Raw genomic sequence first — 15703 nt, 5'->3', positions numbered from 1 at the left:
CCTTTTACAATGTAACCATACCGGCATCAACAAGTTTCTGCAATGACATTAAAATACCAAATTTTGCATGTTCCCATGTCAATCCTCCCTGGAAATACACTGCATACGGAGGTTTGATCGGACCATCTGCACTCAACTCAATAGAAGAGCCCTGTACAAATGCGCCCGCTGCCATAATGACATCGCTGTCATAGCCAGGCATTGCCCACGGTTCCGGTGTGACATAGCTGTCCACCGGCGCTGCTGCCTGAATTCCCTGACAAAACGCAATGACACCTTCCGGTGTCCCAAATGTAACTGCCTGAATGATATCATGACGGCTTTCACTTCCATTTGGCACAACAGCAAAGCCTAACTGTTCGTAAATATTTGCAGCAAACACAGCCCCCTTCAAAGCGCCATTTACAACTGTCGGTGCTAAGAAAAATCCCTGGTAAAAATCTTTCATAACGCCAAGTGTAGCTCCAACCTCTTTTCCAAGTCCAGGGGATGTCAAACGAACTGCACAATTTTCAATACATTCATGAGTGCCTGCAATATAACCTCCGATCGGTGCAAGTCCGCCTCCCGGATTTTTAATCAGAGAACCTACAATCATATCTGCCCCCACATCACTAGGCTCCTGCATTTCTACAAATTCTCCATAACAATTATCTACCATACAGATGATGTGTGGATTGATTGATTTTACAAAGGAGATCGCCTCTCCTATCTTTGCAACCGAAAGTGTCGGACGTGTCTGATAACCTTTTGATCTCTGAATTTCGATTAATTTTGTCCGCTCATTGATAGCCGAACGAATGCCTTCAAAATCAAAATCGCCATTTTCTAACAGATCTACTTGCTGATATGTTACGCCATATTCTGCAAGCGATCCGCGAGACGGCCGAATTCCAATCACTTCTTCCAGCGTATCGTATGGTTTTCCGGAGATAGAAAGCATTTCATCGCCCGGCCGGAGATTTGCACTGAGTGCAAGCGCAAGCGCATGTGTACCGCATGTAATCTGCGGTCTGACAAGGGCGTCCTCTGTGTGAAATACTTTCGCATAAACTTCTTCCAGTTTATCACGTCCAAAATCATTATAGCCATAACCACTCACATAATTAAAACACTCTGCGCTGACCATACAGTCCTGCATTCCCTTAATTACTTTCAATTGATTATATTCTGTAATCCGGTCAATTTCCTCGAACCGTTCCTTTAATTTTGCCTCTACCTCGCGCCCAAATCTCAGAACCGGTTCAGAAATTCCAAGCGCCTGATACATAGTTGTTATTTCTGTCATATTCTTTTCCTCATTTCTCTTTGTAATGCTATCTTATATTCCATCTGCAGCTGCAGTAATTTTCTTTTCCTTCAAAATCCGAAGTATCTCATTTAAAATCAAAGTCTCATCATTATGAAACTCCTGCTTCTCAATCCAGATAACATCCCGTTCCCTCCGAAACCATGTCAGCTGGCGTTTAGCAAAATGTCTCGTATCTCTTTTCAGGAGATACACTGCTTCAGACAATGTGATCTCACCTTCCAGATAAGCCAGAATTTCCTTGTATCCCAGCCCCTGCATCGAAACAAGCTCTCTCGTACATCCACGCTCTTTCAGCGCTCTGACTTCTTCTACAAGTCCTTCTTCTAACATCTGGTCAATCCGTTTTTCAATCCTGTTGTAAAGAACCTTACGATCATCGTTCAACACAAAATATGCAAATGCATACGGCGATTCCTTTTGACGTTCCTGTGCATTGTGCTCCGAGATTTTCTGTCCGGTCTGATGGTAAAATTCCAGTGCACGGATTACTCGTTTGATGTTGTTTGCGTGAATTGTCTGGGCAGAGATCGGATCTACTTCCTTTAATTTCTCATGCAGCGCCTCAGCGCCGTTCAACTTTGCGTATGTTTCCAACTCATTTCGATACGATGTTTCTTCTTCATTTGCTGTAAAATCAATATCATACAGAAGCGCCTGAATATAAAATCCAGTTCCCCCCACAACAATTGGAATATGTCCTTTTGCATAAATTTCTTCCATTGCCTTTTTTGCCAGGCTCTGGAAACGCACGACATTAAATTCTTCTTCCGGCATAAGAACATCGATCAAATGATGTGTAACTCCGTCCATCTCCTCCTGCCGGATCTTAGCAGATCCGATATCCATATATTTATAAACTTGCATAGAATCAGCGGAGATAATTTCTCCGCCGATTTTTTTTGCAAGTCCGATAGATGCTTTTGTTTTTCCGACCGCAGTCGGTCCTGTTAAAATAATTAACGGCTTCTTCATCTTATACAATCCTCTTAAATTTCTTCTCCAGTTCCCGACGGCTCATCTCAATAATCGTCGGACGCCCGTGCGGGCAGTGATATGGATTCTCCAATTTCAAAAGTTCTCCAATCAATGCATGTACTTCGGCCGATGATAATTTGGAGTTTCCTTTTACTGCGGCCTTACATGACATGGAGGCAATTTTCTCATCAATAAGCTCCGGGGTGAGATTTGGTCCCACTTCATCCGAAAGAGAATCAATCATTTCCATCAGAAGTTCTTTCTTAGCAATGCCAAAAAGGTTATCCGGAACAGCTCTCACTGCAAAGGAATCACCGCCAAATGGTTCAATTTCAAATCCGATTCTCGTGAATTGATCCAGATATCGACAAAACAATTCTGATTCCTGCATTGTCAGATTCAAAATAATCGGCGGACTAATGTACTGAGAGGTATACTCTCTTGTACGCATTCCCCGAAGCGTTCTTTCATACAATACTCTTTCATGGGCTGCATGCTGATCGATGATATACATTTTATCTTGCAGCTGCACGATCCAATAAGTGTCAAATACCTGACCGACGATTTCATACTGTGCAAGTGTTTCCCGTTTCAGAAGATTTTCCGAAAAAAGATCCAACTGCTGCACAGAACTATCTTCCGCTTTCCTTCCTTCCGGAGCTTGCTTTGATTCCGCTTTTGGTACCAGCTTTGGTTCCGCAGATAGTTGTTCCGTCTGCTTTCGATAATTCACAGCCTCGCGAATCCGGTCTGCCTGAAATTGTGGTTTTGCAAAGGCGCTCTTTCCTGCCACCTCTGCCTGAGAATTCTGGTTGTGATACGACAATACCCGATCCCGCATCTTCTGCATAAAATAATCCAGTTTTGTTCCGTCTGATGCCTCTTTTGACAAAGGCTCTTCTGTTATTCTGTCTGATTTCGTGAAATCTCTTTTCGGAAGACCTGATTTTGGAGCCTTTGAATTCGTATCATTCACTTCCGGAACATTCGATTTCGGAAGTTTTGGCTCCGGAAGTTCAGCCTCCGGAATCAGCTCTTTTCCATGCAAATGTGCATTTACAGTCTCATAAAGAAATCGGTATACTTCCTGTTGATTACTAAAACGAAGCTCCATCTTTGTTGGATGTACATTCACATCAATGTTTTCTCCCGGCATCTCCAGATGAAGAACAGTAAACGGATATTTATGCTGCATCGAAAAATCTTTGTACGCATCTTCAATCGCTTTCGCTACTATTTGATTTTTAATGTATCTTCCATTAATAAAATAATTTTCATAATTTCGGTTTCCCCTGGTAATAATCGGTTTCCCGAGAAATCCGGAAATTTTCATTCCATGTTGTTCTGCTGAAATCTCAATCAGATTCATTGCGATTTCCCGCCCATAGATATGATAAATAACATCCTTGAGATTTCCGTTTCCGGATGTATGTATTTTCGTCTGACCATTATTTATAAATTGAAAAGATACTTCCGGATGTGACAATGCCAGTCTTGTCAGCAGCTCACTGACATGGCTTGCCTCCGTCATTGGCGTCTTCAAAAACTTTCGTCTTGCCGGAGTATTATAGAACAACTGACGTACAAGAAAGGTTGTTCCGTCCGGAACTCCTGCCGTTTCAAAAGAAACTTCTTCTCCCCCTTCAATGCGATAGCAGTTTCCATAGTCATCTTCCTGTCGCTTTGTATTTAATTCCACTTGCGAAACAGCTGAAATACTTGAAAGCGCCTCGCCCCGGAATCCGAGGGAATGAATATGAAGAAGGTCTTCCACCTGACGGATCTTACTTGTTGAATGGCGCAAAAATGCATTGGGAATATCTTCCTTTGCAATTCCGCATCCATTATCTGTAATACGGATGAAAGAGATCCCGCCTTCCTGGATTTCTGCCACAACGGCAGTTGCTCCGGCATCAATCGCGTTCTCTACAAGTTCTTTCACAACAGAAGCCGGGCGTTCGATTACTTCACCGGCTGCGATCTTATCAATTGTAATTTTATCCAGTACTTGTATCTGTCCCATAATATCCTACCACCGATTCTTCAGTTTATTCTGCAGACGATAAATGGCATTCAGCGCATCCATCGGCGTCATATGCGCAACATCCATTTCTTTCAATTCTTCCAACACATCATCATCTTTTACTGTATCAAAAAGTGAAAACTGCGCAAGATCCACCTCATCATAGCGCGGCGCTTTTGCCTTTGGCTTCGGTTCTGTTTCCGCTGACGCAGCCTCATTGATCCGAAGCGCAATATCCGAATCACTTAGTTCCTCTGCAATTTCTTTCGCTCTGGCAATAACACTGTCCGGCACTCCTGCAAGCTTTGCTACCTGTATTCCATAACTCTTATCAGCGCCACCTTTTACGATTTTGCGAAGGAAAACAATATCATCTCCATTTTCTTTTACTGCAATACAGTAGTTATTGACATTACTAATCTTTCCTTCCAACTCAGTCAATTCATGGTAATGTGTGGCAAACAATGTCTTTGCTCCAAGCAATTTGCCGTTGCTGATATGCTCTACCACCGCCCAGGCAATAGAAAGTCCGTCAAATGTACTTGTTCCGCGGCCGATCTCATCCAATATCAGCAGGCTCTTACTCGTTGCATTGCGAAGAATATTGGCAACCTCTGTCATCTCCACCATAAAAGTACTCTGTCCGGATGCCAGATCATCAGACGCTCCGACACGGGTAAAAATTCTGTCCACAAGTCCAATATTTGCACTTTTCGCCGGAACAAAGGAACCAATCTGTGCCATCAATACAATTAACGCGCTTTGGCGCATATAGGTAGATTTTCCAGCCATATTCGGACCGGTAATAATTGCAATCCGGTTCTTTTTATCATCCAGATAAGTATCATTTGCAATAAACATATCGTTTGGAATCATTTTCTCTACAACCGGATGACGTCCATTTTTTATATCAATCACACCTTTTTCATTGATCTTCGGACGCACATAATTATTGCGCTCCGCCACAACTGCTAAAGATGCAAATACATCCAGTTTTGCCACCGCTTTCGCCGTCTTCTGAATCCGCACAACTTCTGCCGCAATCTTATCACGCACTTCACAATAGAGTTGGTATTCCAATGCATACAGTTTGTCTTCTGCACCAAGAATCGTATCTTCCAGTTCTTTTAACTCCGGAATCGTATAGCGCTCTGCATTGGCTAATGTCTGCCTGCGTGTATAGTATTCCGGCACCTGATCTTTAAATGAATTCGTCACTTCCAGATAATAACCGAATACTTTATTGAATTTTACCTTCAGTGTGCGAATACCTGTTTTCTCCCGCTCCTTTGCTTCCAGCTCTGCAAGCCACGTCTTTCCGTCTGATTTGGCATTTCGCAACCGGTCTACTTCTTCAGAATATCCTTCCCGGATAATTCCGCCTTCTTTCATCGCCAACGGCGGTTCCTCCTGGATTGCCTCTGTAATCAGGCTGCAAAGATCTTCCAGTGTATCCATCTGCTCACGGATATCACACAACCCTTTTGTACTCATATCCGCTAAAATACAATGAATTGGCGGCAGCATCGCAAGTGAACTCTTCAGCGCGATTAAATCTCTCGGATTTGCCGACTGATATGTCACACGGCTCATTAATCGTTCCAGGTCATAAATTGCTCCCAGATATTCCCGGATTTCTTCCCGGCAAATGGCGTTATTTTTTAATTCTTCAACGGAATTTAAACGTTCCTCAATACTCTCTGCATCGATCAAAGGCTGCTCCACATATTTTCGGAGCGTACGCCCGCCCATTGCTGTGCGTGTTTTATCAAGAACCCAGAGCAGCGAACCTCTCTTTTGTTTTTCACGAAGCGTCTCACATAGTTCCAGATTCCGTCTCGTAGAACTGTCAAGCAACATATATTTTCCAGTAACATATCCCGTCAGACGGCTCAAGTGCGTCAGGTCATTTTTCTGTGTTTCCAGAAGATACTGCAGCAATGCTCCCGATGCGATCACACCACAGTCATAATCCTTCAGACCAAGCCCCTCTAATGAAGACACATGAAAATGTTCCTTCAGCGTTCGCTCACAGATTGCATCATCAAAATACCATGCATCCAGTGAATAAATCGTAATGCCGAGGCGATTTTTCATATCGTCCAAATCCATGCCGCTCATATAAAATGCTTCGTTGCAAATAATCTCCGAAGGCATAAATTTGTAAATTTCATCTCTGAGCTTCGTACTGCTGTCAATCTCTGTTACAAGATAGTCTCCAGTTGTAACATCTGCAACAGACAAGCCGTACCGGTCAGCAATATAGACAATACACATGATATAATTGTTCTTTGTCTCATCAAGCGCCTGCGTATTCAAATTCGTTCCCGGCGTCACAATACGAACAACTTCTCGTTTCACAATGCCTTTTGCCTGTTTCGGATCCTCTACCTGTTCACAAATTGCAACTTTATAGCCCTTTGATACTAATTTATTCAAATATCCATCTACTGCATGATATGGAATTCCGCACATCGGCGCGCGTTCTTCCAATCCACAGTTTTTTCCTGTTAACGTAATTTCAAGTTCTCTTGATGCCGTCAATGCATCATCAAAGAACATTTCATAAAAATCACCAAGACGATAAAAAAGAATACAATCTTTATATTCTTTCTTTGTTTCCATGTATTGCTGCATCATTGGTGTTAATGTATTACTATCTTTCATGTTCCCTTTGTTTATCAGTATTTTAGGACGTTGTCATCAGTCTGCAACGTCCTAATACTTTTTCCCTTTTTAGTTTTTCTATATGAATCCTACCCATCTCTTATTTTTCAGAAATAAGGATACAGGTTATATTTCGGTTTTCATTTTAGCAGACTTATTTTATATTTTCAAGAAAAAACCGAATATGACATTGCAATCCTACTAACCGAATAAAATTTCCTATATAATATTTGCAGATGAATTTGCTTACTTTTTTTAGTTCTTCTGTGAAGTACAATAAAGAAAATGGACAGCACTATCCCGTACTATCCATAATTTCTTTACATTGCCTCTACGGCATGCACAAATTCTTTTTCTGTGTTTACAAAATGATATGGCTCATACTCACCATACGCGGACGGCCTACTGATAGTCACAAGCTGAATTTTATCATAGCCAACTTTTGACTCAATACTTCTTTTAAATGATGAAAGATGCTTTCCATGTGTTGTTCTTAAAGCAACACAGCCAACATCATCAATGTTTTTTGCAATTAGATAACACATATTCTAAAGCCTCCTTAAAATCTTGTTCCGTTTGAATCTTCCCCATGTATATAATATTTTTTCTGAGCCTGATAAAGCTCATAATATCGTCCTTGTTTTTTAGAAACAAGTTCTTCATGGGTTCCTTTTTGAATAAGTTTTCCATCATCAAATACTAATATTTTTTCACAGGATTTGCAGCTTCCCATCCTGTGAGAAATAGAAATACTCGTTTTCCCTTCTACCATTTTTCTTAAATTGTTATAAACATGATATTCGCTGATTGGATCTAATGCAGCGGTTGGCTCATCAAAAATCACAATGGGTGAATCTTTATACAGAGCCCGTGCAATAGCAATTTTTTGTTGTTCGCCTCCACTAAAATTAACTCCATTCCCTGTATATTGAAACATAATTGTATGAAGCCCTTCCGGCAATTGCTCAACATATTCTTTTATCCCTGCTTTTTTCAGGCATGTTTCAATTTTAGAAGAGTCATACTTTTTCGTTAAAGTAATATTTTCCTGAAGCGTAAATGCAAATAATTTAAAGTCCTGAAATACAATTGAAAATAATTCCAGGTATTCTTTATAGCGGAATTCTTTAATATTAATTCCGTTTAAAGTAATATATCCTTCTGTCGGATCATATAATCTGCATAGTAATTTTACAAAAGTTGTCTTTCCAGATCCATTTCTCCCTACAAGTGCAGTATGTGTTCCAAATACGATTTTGCAAGAAATATTTTTCAAGGAATCTTCATTGTTTCCCGAATAACGGTACGATACGTTATGAAATTCTATGATGTTTTCTTTTTTCGTATTCAATTCTACTTTTCGTGTACCAGTGTCTTTTGGATTACTCAAATTTAAAACATCATCAAATATTTTAATAAATTCTGTTTGAAGAATAATTTTGTTATTTACGTCTATAATTTTACTCATAGATTTATTTAAGAGTGTAACTGCACCTACATATTTCGAAAACTCGCCAATTGTAACTGCTTTTTCTACAACTTTTTTTATCACGATCAAATATGCTGTAAATGTACAAAGGGCATGACTTATGCCCATAATCGTCTCTTTGTTTTTTCCTGCATCCGCATAATATTTCTGATAAAATGCGACAGATTCTTCTAATGCATTTTCATGATAATCAAGAATCAAATCTTTCATTCCAAAAAGACGGATATCTTTTCCCATAGAATAATTCATGTAAACATCAGATGCATAGTAATTCAAAATCCGCTCCACATTCATTTTCTTTTTATATCCTTCTAAAGAACGCATACGAAATAAATTGGAAGCTTTTTTACTGGTAATGATATTCATCACAGCAGTTCCCACAATAACTAAAAAAGGAAGAATACATTCTAAAACAATGGATAGAAAATCCCCTTGAAAAGACTGTGGGAGTTTTAGACATAAAGAACAAATGATCATAAATGATGCTATTGTCTGAATAATACTTTCAACAAATTGACGATAATATAGGATAAAAACGTCATATCCACCAATATGCTCTGTTACATAAATAGCATCTGTTACCTGCTGCAGTAAATTTGTATTTTCCAATTCTTCAAAGTCTAATTCCATGACTTTTTGATCAATTTGCTTCAACATGAACTGGTGAATTTTTTTTGCACGATATGACGTGGATTTATCCAAAATATCAATCATACTACCGAGTAATAGATTTATTATGATCAGATATAAAACGAATAAGATTCCTTGCCGATAATCCGATTCTAAAAGAGAATTTATGATATATGTAGAAAAATATAATTCAACATATGGAAAAAATGCATTTAAAACAGACTGCAAAATAGACAGTGGAATGATATATCGATCAATTGTACCCATTTTTTTTAGCCCAAGTATCGCATATTTATGGCACTTAATATTAGAAAGTTTTTCCTTCTTCATAGTTAGTCTCCTTTTTATAATAAGAAGATTGAATTTGGTACATGTTTGCATACTCTCCCTGCTTCTTCATTAATTGTTCATGAGTACCCTCTTCAATAATTTTTCCATCTTTCAGTAAAACAATCCTGTCACAGAATTTTGTAGAATTTAAGCGATGAGAAACATAGATACATGTTTTTCCATCTGAGAATTTATCATATAATTCATAAATCTCATTTTCTGAGATTGCATCTAACGCCGCTGTCGGCTCATCAAGTAAATATATTGGTCTATCATGGTAGAGACACCGTGCAAGTAACAATTTTTGATATTCTCCGCCGGACAGAATAATCCCCTCCTGATTAATTTCTTTTGTCAGTAAAGAGGAACTTCCCTTTGGGAGGCGCTGAACTTTTTCATATAGACCGACCTTACGGAGACACTCCATAACCCTTTTCATGTCAGTATCTTTTTCTGGTATACAGGAAATATTTTCAGAAATTTTTGCTGACAAGATTCCATAGTCTTGAAAAACCGCTGAGAATAACTTGTAAACAGTGTTTGAAGGAAAAGCTTTGATATCATAACCATTTAACAGTATTTTTCCTGATGTCGGATGATATAACCCACACATGAGTTTTATCAGAGTACTTTTTCCAGCACCATTTATTCCGACGATTCCTACCCGTTCTCCTGCTGAAATTGTAAGATTGAAATGTTCCAGAATGACTTTTTCTGACTCGGGAAACTTAAAAGTCACATCAACAAATTTAATTTCTACTCGGTCAAACCCTGCACTTGCTAGATCCGGTTCCCGGCTCAATATATTATCTTTTTGCATAGAAAAAACTTTCCTGGAGTTTTCTACATGAACTGCATTTAATTGAAGAAACTGTATATTCTCAAAAATTCCAGAAACCCAACTATTAAGTCCCATAATTAATCCGATTGAAAATATGAACTCACTAACTTCCATTCCATGAAGTAATTTATAAAATACACTCAAATATGCGATGAAATACTTTGCTGCTGCCAGAAAGCGATCTCCTATTTTAACAATGCATAAAAATAGCAGTTCTTTCTGATGCCAATGTTGTCTTAAAAATGTAAATTCGTCATATAGATTTCCAAACCATTCTTTGATTCCATAGACTTTAACATCTTTTGCATTTCTCAATACAATCGCTTCTCTTGATACATATTTTATTTTGGAATCCTGCTCTAGCCAATTCCATTCATTTTTTGTAATCCATTTCTTATAATAATGATTTATAAAAATAGAAAGAGCTGATATAGAAACAAGCATAAATGCAACAATATAGTTAATTTTTATCGTAAAGAAAATATACACAATCAATCCAAGCACATTAACCAAAAGCTTTCGTGAATCAATTATAATGTGATGAAATCCTTCATGATACCCATCATAAAATGAGGTAAGCCCTGCGTCAAATAATTTCTTGTTAACATGATTCTCTACTTTCTCATAGTCCATTGATATAATGTTTAAATAGTAATCTTTTGTTTTGCTCATCCGACGACTGTTAGTTTCCTTGTTGATGTTATGTTCCAGTCGTTTAGCAATAATTGATAAAAGAAATGTTCCAACCAATAAAGAAGTCATTTGGGCTATTATAGCGTATAAATTGTACGATGTCTGTAACAGTTTAATCGTAACTGCCGGTAAAGCCATGAACAAAAATGTTGTTGCGACATCACTGACAACAACAAATAGTGCAAAAAAGATATATTTGAAATAAAAACCTTTTAGTAAATATTTATGAGTAAAAATTACATTTTGCAGTGTTGTATGATTTTGCCCCATATTTTTTCTCCGTTTATTTTTCAATAAATAATTTCGTTTTCAATCTAAATGCCAAATAGCAACTCATTACTGGGGATGCGAAATCATTGGATCTTTAGCACATGTTTCATTGGATATAGTGAAGTTACAAGGAAATACTCTTTTTCTTCGATTTTTTCCCATTGTCCATTACGGAAGTTAGGTTTTACAAAAAGATATGGTAAATCCATTCTCACTTCTTCCTGAGGTTTTAATTCAAAGTGATGCGGACGTTCTGGATTTCCAATCTTGTAATAAAAATCATAATCTGGGATATTACTCCATCCGGATGTGGATGCACCAATATCTAAAATATCAATATCTGCAGATTCACTGCTGTCATTTTTTAAACTGACCGTTACCCACATAAGTTTTAATATCATTCCTGGAAATGGTTCTGTTTCATCTTCATCCAACCTATATAAATATCGGATTTCATCATTTTCCATAAACCGAGCTCCTTCTGTCCGAAGTTTTACATTTTTCTTCCACTGAAACCATTCCCTTGCTTCTGTGACTTCTGTCTGAACCTGCGGTATTTTCTGATTCATACGATAAACCTGAATTCCCCATATTGCCAGCAAGATGACCACAAACGCTATTCCCATAATTTTTAACACTTCTTTTTTATTTTTCTTCATCTGCGTTCACACTCCACTGCGAAACCACTTTTCCTTCTTTAATCTCAATAATCTCATCAGATAATTCTTCGAGATCTTCCGTATCGTGACAACTGATCACGATCAATTTCCCTTTTGCCCTCATTTCAAGCAGAATCTTTCGCAACTGCTCCCGCGTTTTTTCATCAAGTGCATTGGTCGGTTCATCGAGAATGATCAGTTCCGGTTCTTCCATAACTGCCGCCACAATCCCAAGTTTTTGTTTCATACCAAGTGAGTATTTGCGATATGCCTTCTTTTCATCCGGATCCAAACCAAGCTCACTCATTCTTATCCGGATTTGTTTTTCTTCTGCAATCCCTTTGATTGATGCAATCGTTTTCAAATTTTCATATCCTGAATAATTGCTGATAAATCCAGGTCCTTCAATCAGTACCCCAACACTTTTTGGAAAGGAAATATCTCTTCGGAGTACCTGTCCATCAATAATAACTTCGCCGGATGTACATTTGATCAGACCACAGAGTGCACGCATCAGCATTGTCTTTCCTGAACCATTTCTTCCTTTTAATCCATATATATGTCCCGATTCCAAATGAAGAGAAATATGATCTAATACTGTCTGATTTCCTATCTGTTTTGAAATATCGTTCACTTCTATTTGCATTACAAATCCCCCTTTGCCCGTAAATAATCTATCCGCCTTATCAAAATATTTCCAACTATTATTCCAGTCACTAAAAGTATCATTAGAAATATAAGTATTTTCCCATACGAAAATCCAGAATCAATCAGTGCTGTTACCCGTAGTTTCATCAAATAGTTTCCGATTAAATACCATTTCTGTGCATACGCTGAAGAAACAACAAGCCCAACCATAAAAATTACCCCGGAAATTGTATTTATCTTCATAGAAATTACCATTTGCCACACTGCAATTGTCCATGCGGTTATGACGGGAATCAAAAATTGTTTCAGAAACTCCTCCACCGGTAAAAGCATTTCCGCTGAAATTCCATATTTCCAAATTATAAACAACAATATTACAAAATACGCAGTTCCGAAATACAATATTGCCTGAATCAGACTCGTAAAACACTTCACATACCAGATATTTTCTACCCGTTCTGTTCTCAGCAATAGCTGTAAACCGGTGCCAGCAGTATAGTTTTTTGCGTCCCTGCCTATTATATACAAAAAGAAAAAAACAAACACACACCAGTCTCCGGGAATGAGGAAACGCTCAGGTCCTAACAACATCCCTGATATTTGCTGCATTCCCTCCAGAAAGCTACTATATAATACGGGAGTGGTAAGCTCTTCTTTCCACATATTCAGCGAAACAAAACATCCCTGAAGCGCAACAAGTGCCGGTATGAGAAACTGATAACTTTTGCTTATAATAGTCTGACGGCATTCATATAAAAAAAGCCGTTTTCTTTGTTTTATCCTATCCATAAAACTCTTTTTCCCTCCAGATTTTACAGCCAGCCAGATATATTCCAAATACAGCAATTGCGCCGATACCTATCAGTATGAATATTTTTCCCGGATCTATAAACTTATCTTGTGAAATGGAAAATAAATTAAAAAAGAGAACAAACTCACTTCCAAACCACTCAACTGCTACAGGAATCAGAATGATCACATAACCGATCATAACGCCGCCCACTCCATATTCCAAAAGACTCAAAATAGCTGCTCCGATTACAGTTTTTATAAAAGCAAACACAATAAATGCTGTAATGACCAGAACGGTGGAACCTTCATACAATGTTCCTGTCACATTATGGAACATACTATATTTTACATGCCAGTTATTTGCCTCATAAGAAGAAAGAGCAGAAAACAGACAGACAAGTCCGCAATAAATTCCCGAAAAAACTGCTGACCATTTCAAAAGATTCCCAAACATCTGCTTCCAGATTACCTTAGTACTGCTGTAACAGACAACAAATGCAGGTTCATGTAAACTTCTCTGCTTTCCAACAATCAGCGAAACTGTTATGAGGAAATAAAATATTCCGAAATTCTGTGCATCTTCCATTTCATGAAGACAATCTAGCATACAGTAATTCCATCCCATTACATTCAAAAAGCGAACTGCTCTTGCCAATAGAAAAAACAATACGATTGACATGCCAAGACTATATAAAATCACTACTGTCATTTCGCTTCGTTTTATTAAAAAATATCTTCTTCTTTTCCCATTTTCCAAAACAACAGACCTCCTACTATAAAAAATAACAGACCATATCCGAGCAGCAGCCATAACGTCGGACACCCATTAGCCGGTCTTAAAAATATAATAGGAGAATACTCTACGGAATCAGACATTGGCAACATCATCGAAAGAGAATAGGTAAATATATGAATGACAAAAGGCATCAGCAGTATTACAAATTTTTTTGTCGAAAAAAAACTGAACGCTAGCGGAAGGACTGCCATAAATCCTGCATAAATAAAATCAATCAGTATAAAAATCATAGCATACAACAGCGGATGTGTTTCATGGATTCCAAACCAAAGAACATTTGCGTTAATAAATGTACCTGCCAGATTTTGTGGATATAGCGCCGGAAGAATCGTTGCACATAGCATCAGATTTAAAATTAACGGTACAACACAAACTGTTCCGCCAACACAAAACACGCTTAAAAATTTTGCTTTCAGATAACCCATTCTCTGGTCACGTGTATATATTTGTTTCACATATCCGGTTTCTTTATCTTCCAGATAAGATATGCTGTAAGGAAGTACTGCCAGAATAGGAATAAGTATATAATACAGTAGTCCTTCTAAGCTTGAAGGATCTCCTCCAAGCCATCCGGTAAAAAGATTGATCGGATACTGCATGTTACTTTTAACAGGAGCTGAATTTACTGAAATTATCATTGGAAGTATATGAAACATGTGAACAACAGCAATAACGCAGCCGATTACTAGAGTTACCGCTGTTTTCCGGTTCATAAAGGCTCTCTTCCATTCGATCTTACTGTTCTTACTCATATCTACCACAACCTCACATATCTTCTTAACTGATTTTCCGGATCGACATTTCCTGTAAAATCCACTTGTATATAAGCATCCTTTCCATTAATGTCCTCGTCTGGTTCAATGTAGACAAGATTGCAGGAAAAGTCACTTTCTGCAGGGATTTCGACTAATGCATATGATTTATCCGGCACATAGGGATCTGCCTGCGTTTTATATCCTCTCATATCTCCCATATAAAATGGACTTACATATTTTCCGGACTCATGTTCCATAATAAAATACCGAAATGTATTAAGACGCACTTTCTGTGGAGAAGGTTCCAGATTTTTTAATGTTAAGCGCACTGTAACATAGCTGAAATCATTCACTAGATTATAATTTTCATCAAATTTCATCGGATAATTTTCATCATCCATTGCGTGGTATGGTGCATCTGAATCCACATTTTCTTTTGTTACGTTCACCTCATCAATCACAATATCCAGATTGTATCCTGGATATTGAAAAACCTTTCCAATTTCAACGATATTTTCTTCATAAGGTAACACTCCAACTTGTGGAGCAGATGGCAGTTTTCCGGTATCTGCAGAAGTCTCAACACTATTTTTTATAGGTTCCTTATTTTCTTTTTTGGTTTGTTTTATCAGGACATTATTCTTTACAAAAGGATTTTCAATTACTTTACTACCAAGAAAAATAAGGATGACTGCTACCATGACGATCATTATGCTTATAAAAAGAATCTTACCTAACTTATGTTTCATGGGGTATTCTCCTTTCGTTTTGGTTATTTTATATCTTCTTCCCAGTGGAACAGCAACAATTTTTCTTACATTCT

General features: G+C 38.0%; 13 protein-coding genes. All 13 read right to left on the bottom strand.

The window, feature by feature from the left end:
• Positions 1-4 precede the first annotated feature (4 nt).
• A complete protein-coding gene (locus KFE17_02825) occupies positions 5-1288 on the bottom strand; it encodes a methionine gamma-lyase family protein (GenBank protein ID QUO32704.1) in 1284 nt (427 codons plus the stop codon).
• A 33-nt stretch (positions 1289-1321) separates the two neighbouring features.
• The gene (miaA, locus tag KFE17_02820) at positions 1322-2284 is read right to left on the bottom strand and encodes a tRNA (adenosine(37)-N6)-dimethylallyltransferase MiaA (GenBank protein QUO32703.1); all 963 of its coding nucleotides are present in this window, start codon (positions 2282-2284) and stop codon (positions 1322-1324) included.
• A gap of 1 nt (position 2285) precedes the next feature.
• Positions 2286-4310: a DNA mismatch repair endonuclease MutL gene (gene mutL / locus KFE17_02815; protein QUO32702.1), complete on the bottom strand. Its 2025-nt coding sequence runs from the start codon at positions 4308-4310 to the stop codon at positions 2286-2288.
• 6 nt (positions 4311-4316) lie between these two features.
• Entirely contained in the window at positions 4317-6950 is a 2634-nt protein-coding gene (gene mutS / locus KFE17_02810; GenBank protein ID QUO33598.1) for a DNA mismatch repair protein MutS, read from the bottom strand.
• 347 nt (positions 6951-7297) lie between these two features.
• On the bottom strand, positions 7298-7522 hold the full coding sequence (locus tag KFE17_02805) for a hypothetical protein (GenBank protein ID QUO32701.1): 225 nt from the start codon (positions 7520-7522) through the stop codon (positions 7298-7300).
• Positions 7523-7536: 14 nt separating this feature from the next.
• Positions 7537-9426 carry an ABC transporter ATP-binding protein gene (locus tag KFE17_02800; GenBank protein ID QUO32700.1) on the bottom strand — a complete coding sequence of 630 codons (1890 nt, stop codon included), beginning with the start codon at positions 9424-9426 and terminating at the stop codon, positions 7537-7539.
• On the bottom strand, positions 9404-11230 hold the full coding sequence (locus KFE17_02795) for an ABC transporter ATP-binding protein (protein QUO32699.1): 1827 nt from the start codon (positions 11228-11230) through the stop codon (positions 9404-9406). The genes KFE17_02800 and KFE17_02795 overlap by 23 nt, the downstream gene beginning before the upstream one ends.
• A gap of 83 nt (positions 11231-11313) precedes the next feature.
• Entirely contained in the window at positions 11314-11889 is a 576-nt protein-coding gene (locus KFE17_02790) for a hypothetical protein (GenBank protein ID QUO32698.1), read from the bottom strand.
• Positions 11876-12535 (bottom strand): ATP-binding cassette domain-containing protein, encoded by a 660-nt coding sequence (locus KFE17_02785; protein QUO32697.1) that lies wholly within the window; start codon positions 12533-12535, stop codon positions 11876-11878. The genes KFE17_02790 and KFE17_02785 overlap by 14 nt, the downstream gene beginning before the upstream one ends.
• Positions 12535-13326, bottom strand: coding sequence for a hypothetical protein (locus KFE17_02780; protein ID QUO32696.1), 792 nt, complete (start codon positions 13324-13326; stop codon positions 12535-12537). The genes KFE17_02785 and KFE17_02780 overlap by 1 nt, the downstream gene beginning before the upstream one ends.
• Positions 13319-14086 (bottom strand): hypothetical protein, encoded by a 768-nt coding sequence (locus KFE17_02775; GenBank protein QUO32695.1) that lies wholly within the window; start codon positions 14084-14086, stop codon positions 13319-13321. The genes KFE17_02780 and KFE17_02775 overlap by 8 nt, the downstream gene beginning before the upstream one ends.
• Positions 14053-14877 carry a hypothetical protein gene (locus KFE17_02770; protein QUO32694.1) on the bottom strand — a complete coding sequence of 275 codons (825 nt, stop codon included), beginning with the start codon at positions 14875-14877 and terminating at the stop codon, positions 14053-14055. Before KFE17_02770 ends, KFE17_02775 begins: the two co-directional genes overlap by 34 nt.
• A 2-nt stretch (positions 14878-14879) precedes the next feature.
• A complete protein-coding gene (locus KFE17_02765) occupies positions 14880-15629 on the bottom strand; it encodes a hypothetical protein (GenBank protein QUO32693.1) in 750 nt (249 codons plus the stop codon).
• Between the last annotated feature and the right edge of the window lie 74 nt (positions 15630-15703).

It is taken from the genome of Faecalicatena sp. Marseille-Q4148, from assembly GCA_018228665.1.
Classification (GTDB): domain Bacteria; phylum Bacillota; class Clostridia; order Lachnospirales; family Lachnospiraceae; genus UBA9414.
Note: the sequence above shows the minus strand (reverse complement) of the source record. Positions and strands in the feature narration are given on the sequence as shown.

Coding starts and splice junctions, on each gene's coding strand:
- KFE17_02795 (QUO32699.1), bottom strand. CDS start 11,230: ATGGGGCAAAATCATACAACACTGCAAAATGTAATTTTTACTCATAAA.
- KFE17_02805 (QUO32701.1), bottom strand. CDS start 7,522: ATGTGTTATCTAATTGCAAAAAACATTGATGATGTTGGCTGTGTTGCT.
- KFE17_02770 (QUO32694.1), bottom strand. CDS start 14,877: ATGAGTAAGAACAGTAAGATCGAATGGAAGAGAGCCTTTATGAACCGG.
- mutS (QUO33598.1), bottom strand. CDS start 6,950: ATGATGCAGCAATACATGGAAACAAAGAAAGAATATAAAGATTGTATT.
- KFE17_02780 (QUO32696.1), bottom strand. CDS start 13,326: ATGGATAGGATAAAACAAAGAAAACGGCTTTTTTTATATGAATGCCGT.
- KFE17_02785 (QUO32697.1), bottom strand. CDS start 12,535: ATGCAAATAGAAGTGAACGATATTTCAAAACAGATAGGAAATCAGACA.
- KFE17_02765 (QUO32693.1), bottom strand. CDS start 15,629: ATGAAACATAAGTTAGGTAAGATTCTTTTTATAAGCATAATGATCGTC.
- KFE17_02800 (QUO32700.1), bottom strand. CDS start 9,426: ATGAAGAAGGAAAAACTTTCTAATATTAAGTGCCATAAATATGCGATA.
- mutL (QUO32702.1), bottom strand. CDS start 4,310: ATGGGACAGATACAAGTACTGGATAAAATTACAATTGATAAGATCGCA.
- miaA (QUO32703.1), bottom strand. CDS start 2,284: ATGAAGAAGCCGTTAATTATTTTAACAGGACCGACTGCGGTCGGAAAA.
- KFE17_02825 (QUO32704.1), bottom strand. CDS start 1,288: ATGACAGAAATAACAACTATGTATCAGGCGCTTGGAATTTCTGAACCG.
- KFE17_02790 (QUO32698.1), bottom strand. CDS start 11,889: ATGAAGAAAAATAAAAAAGAAGTGTTAAAAATTATGGGAATAGCGTTT.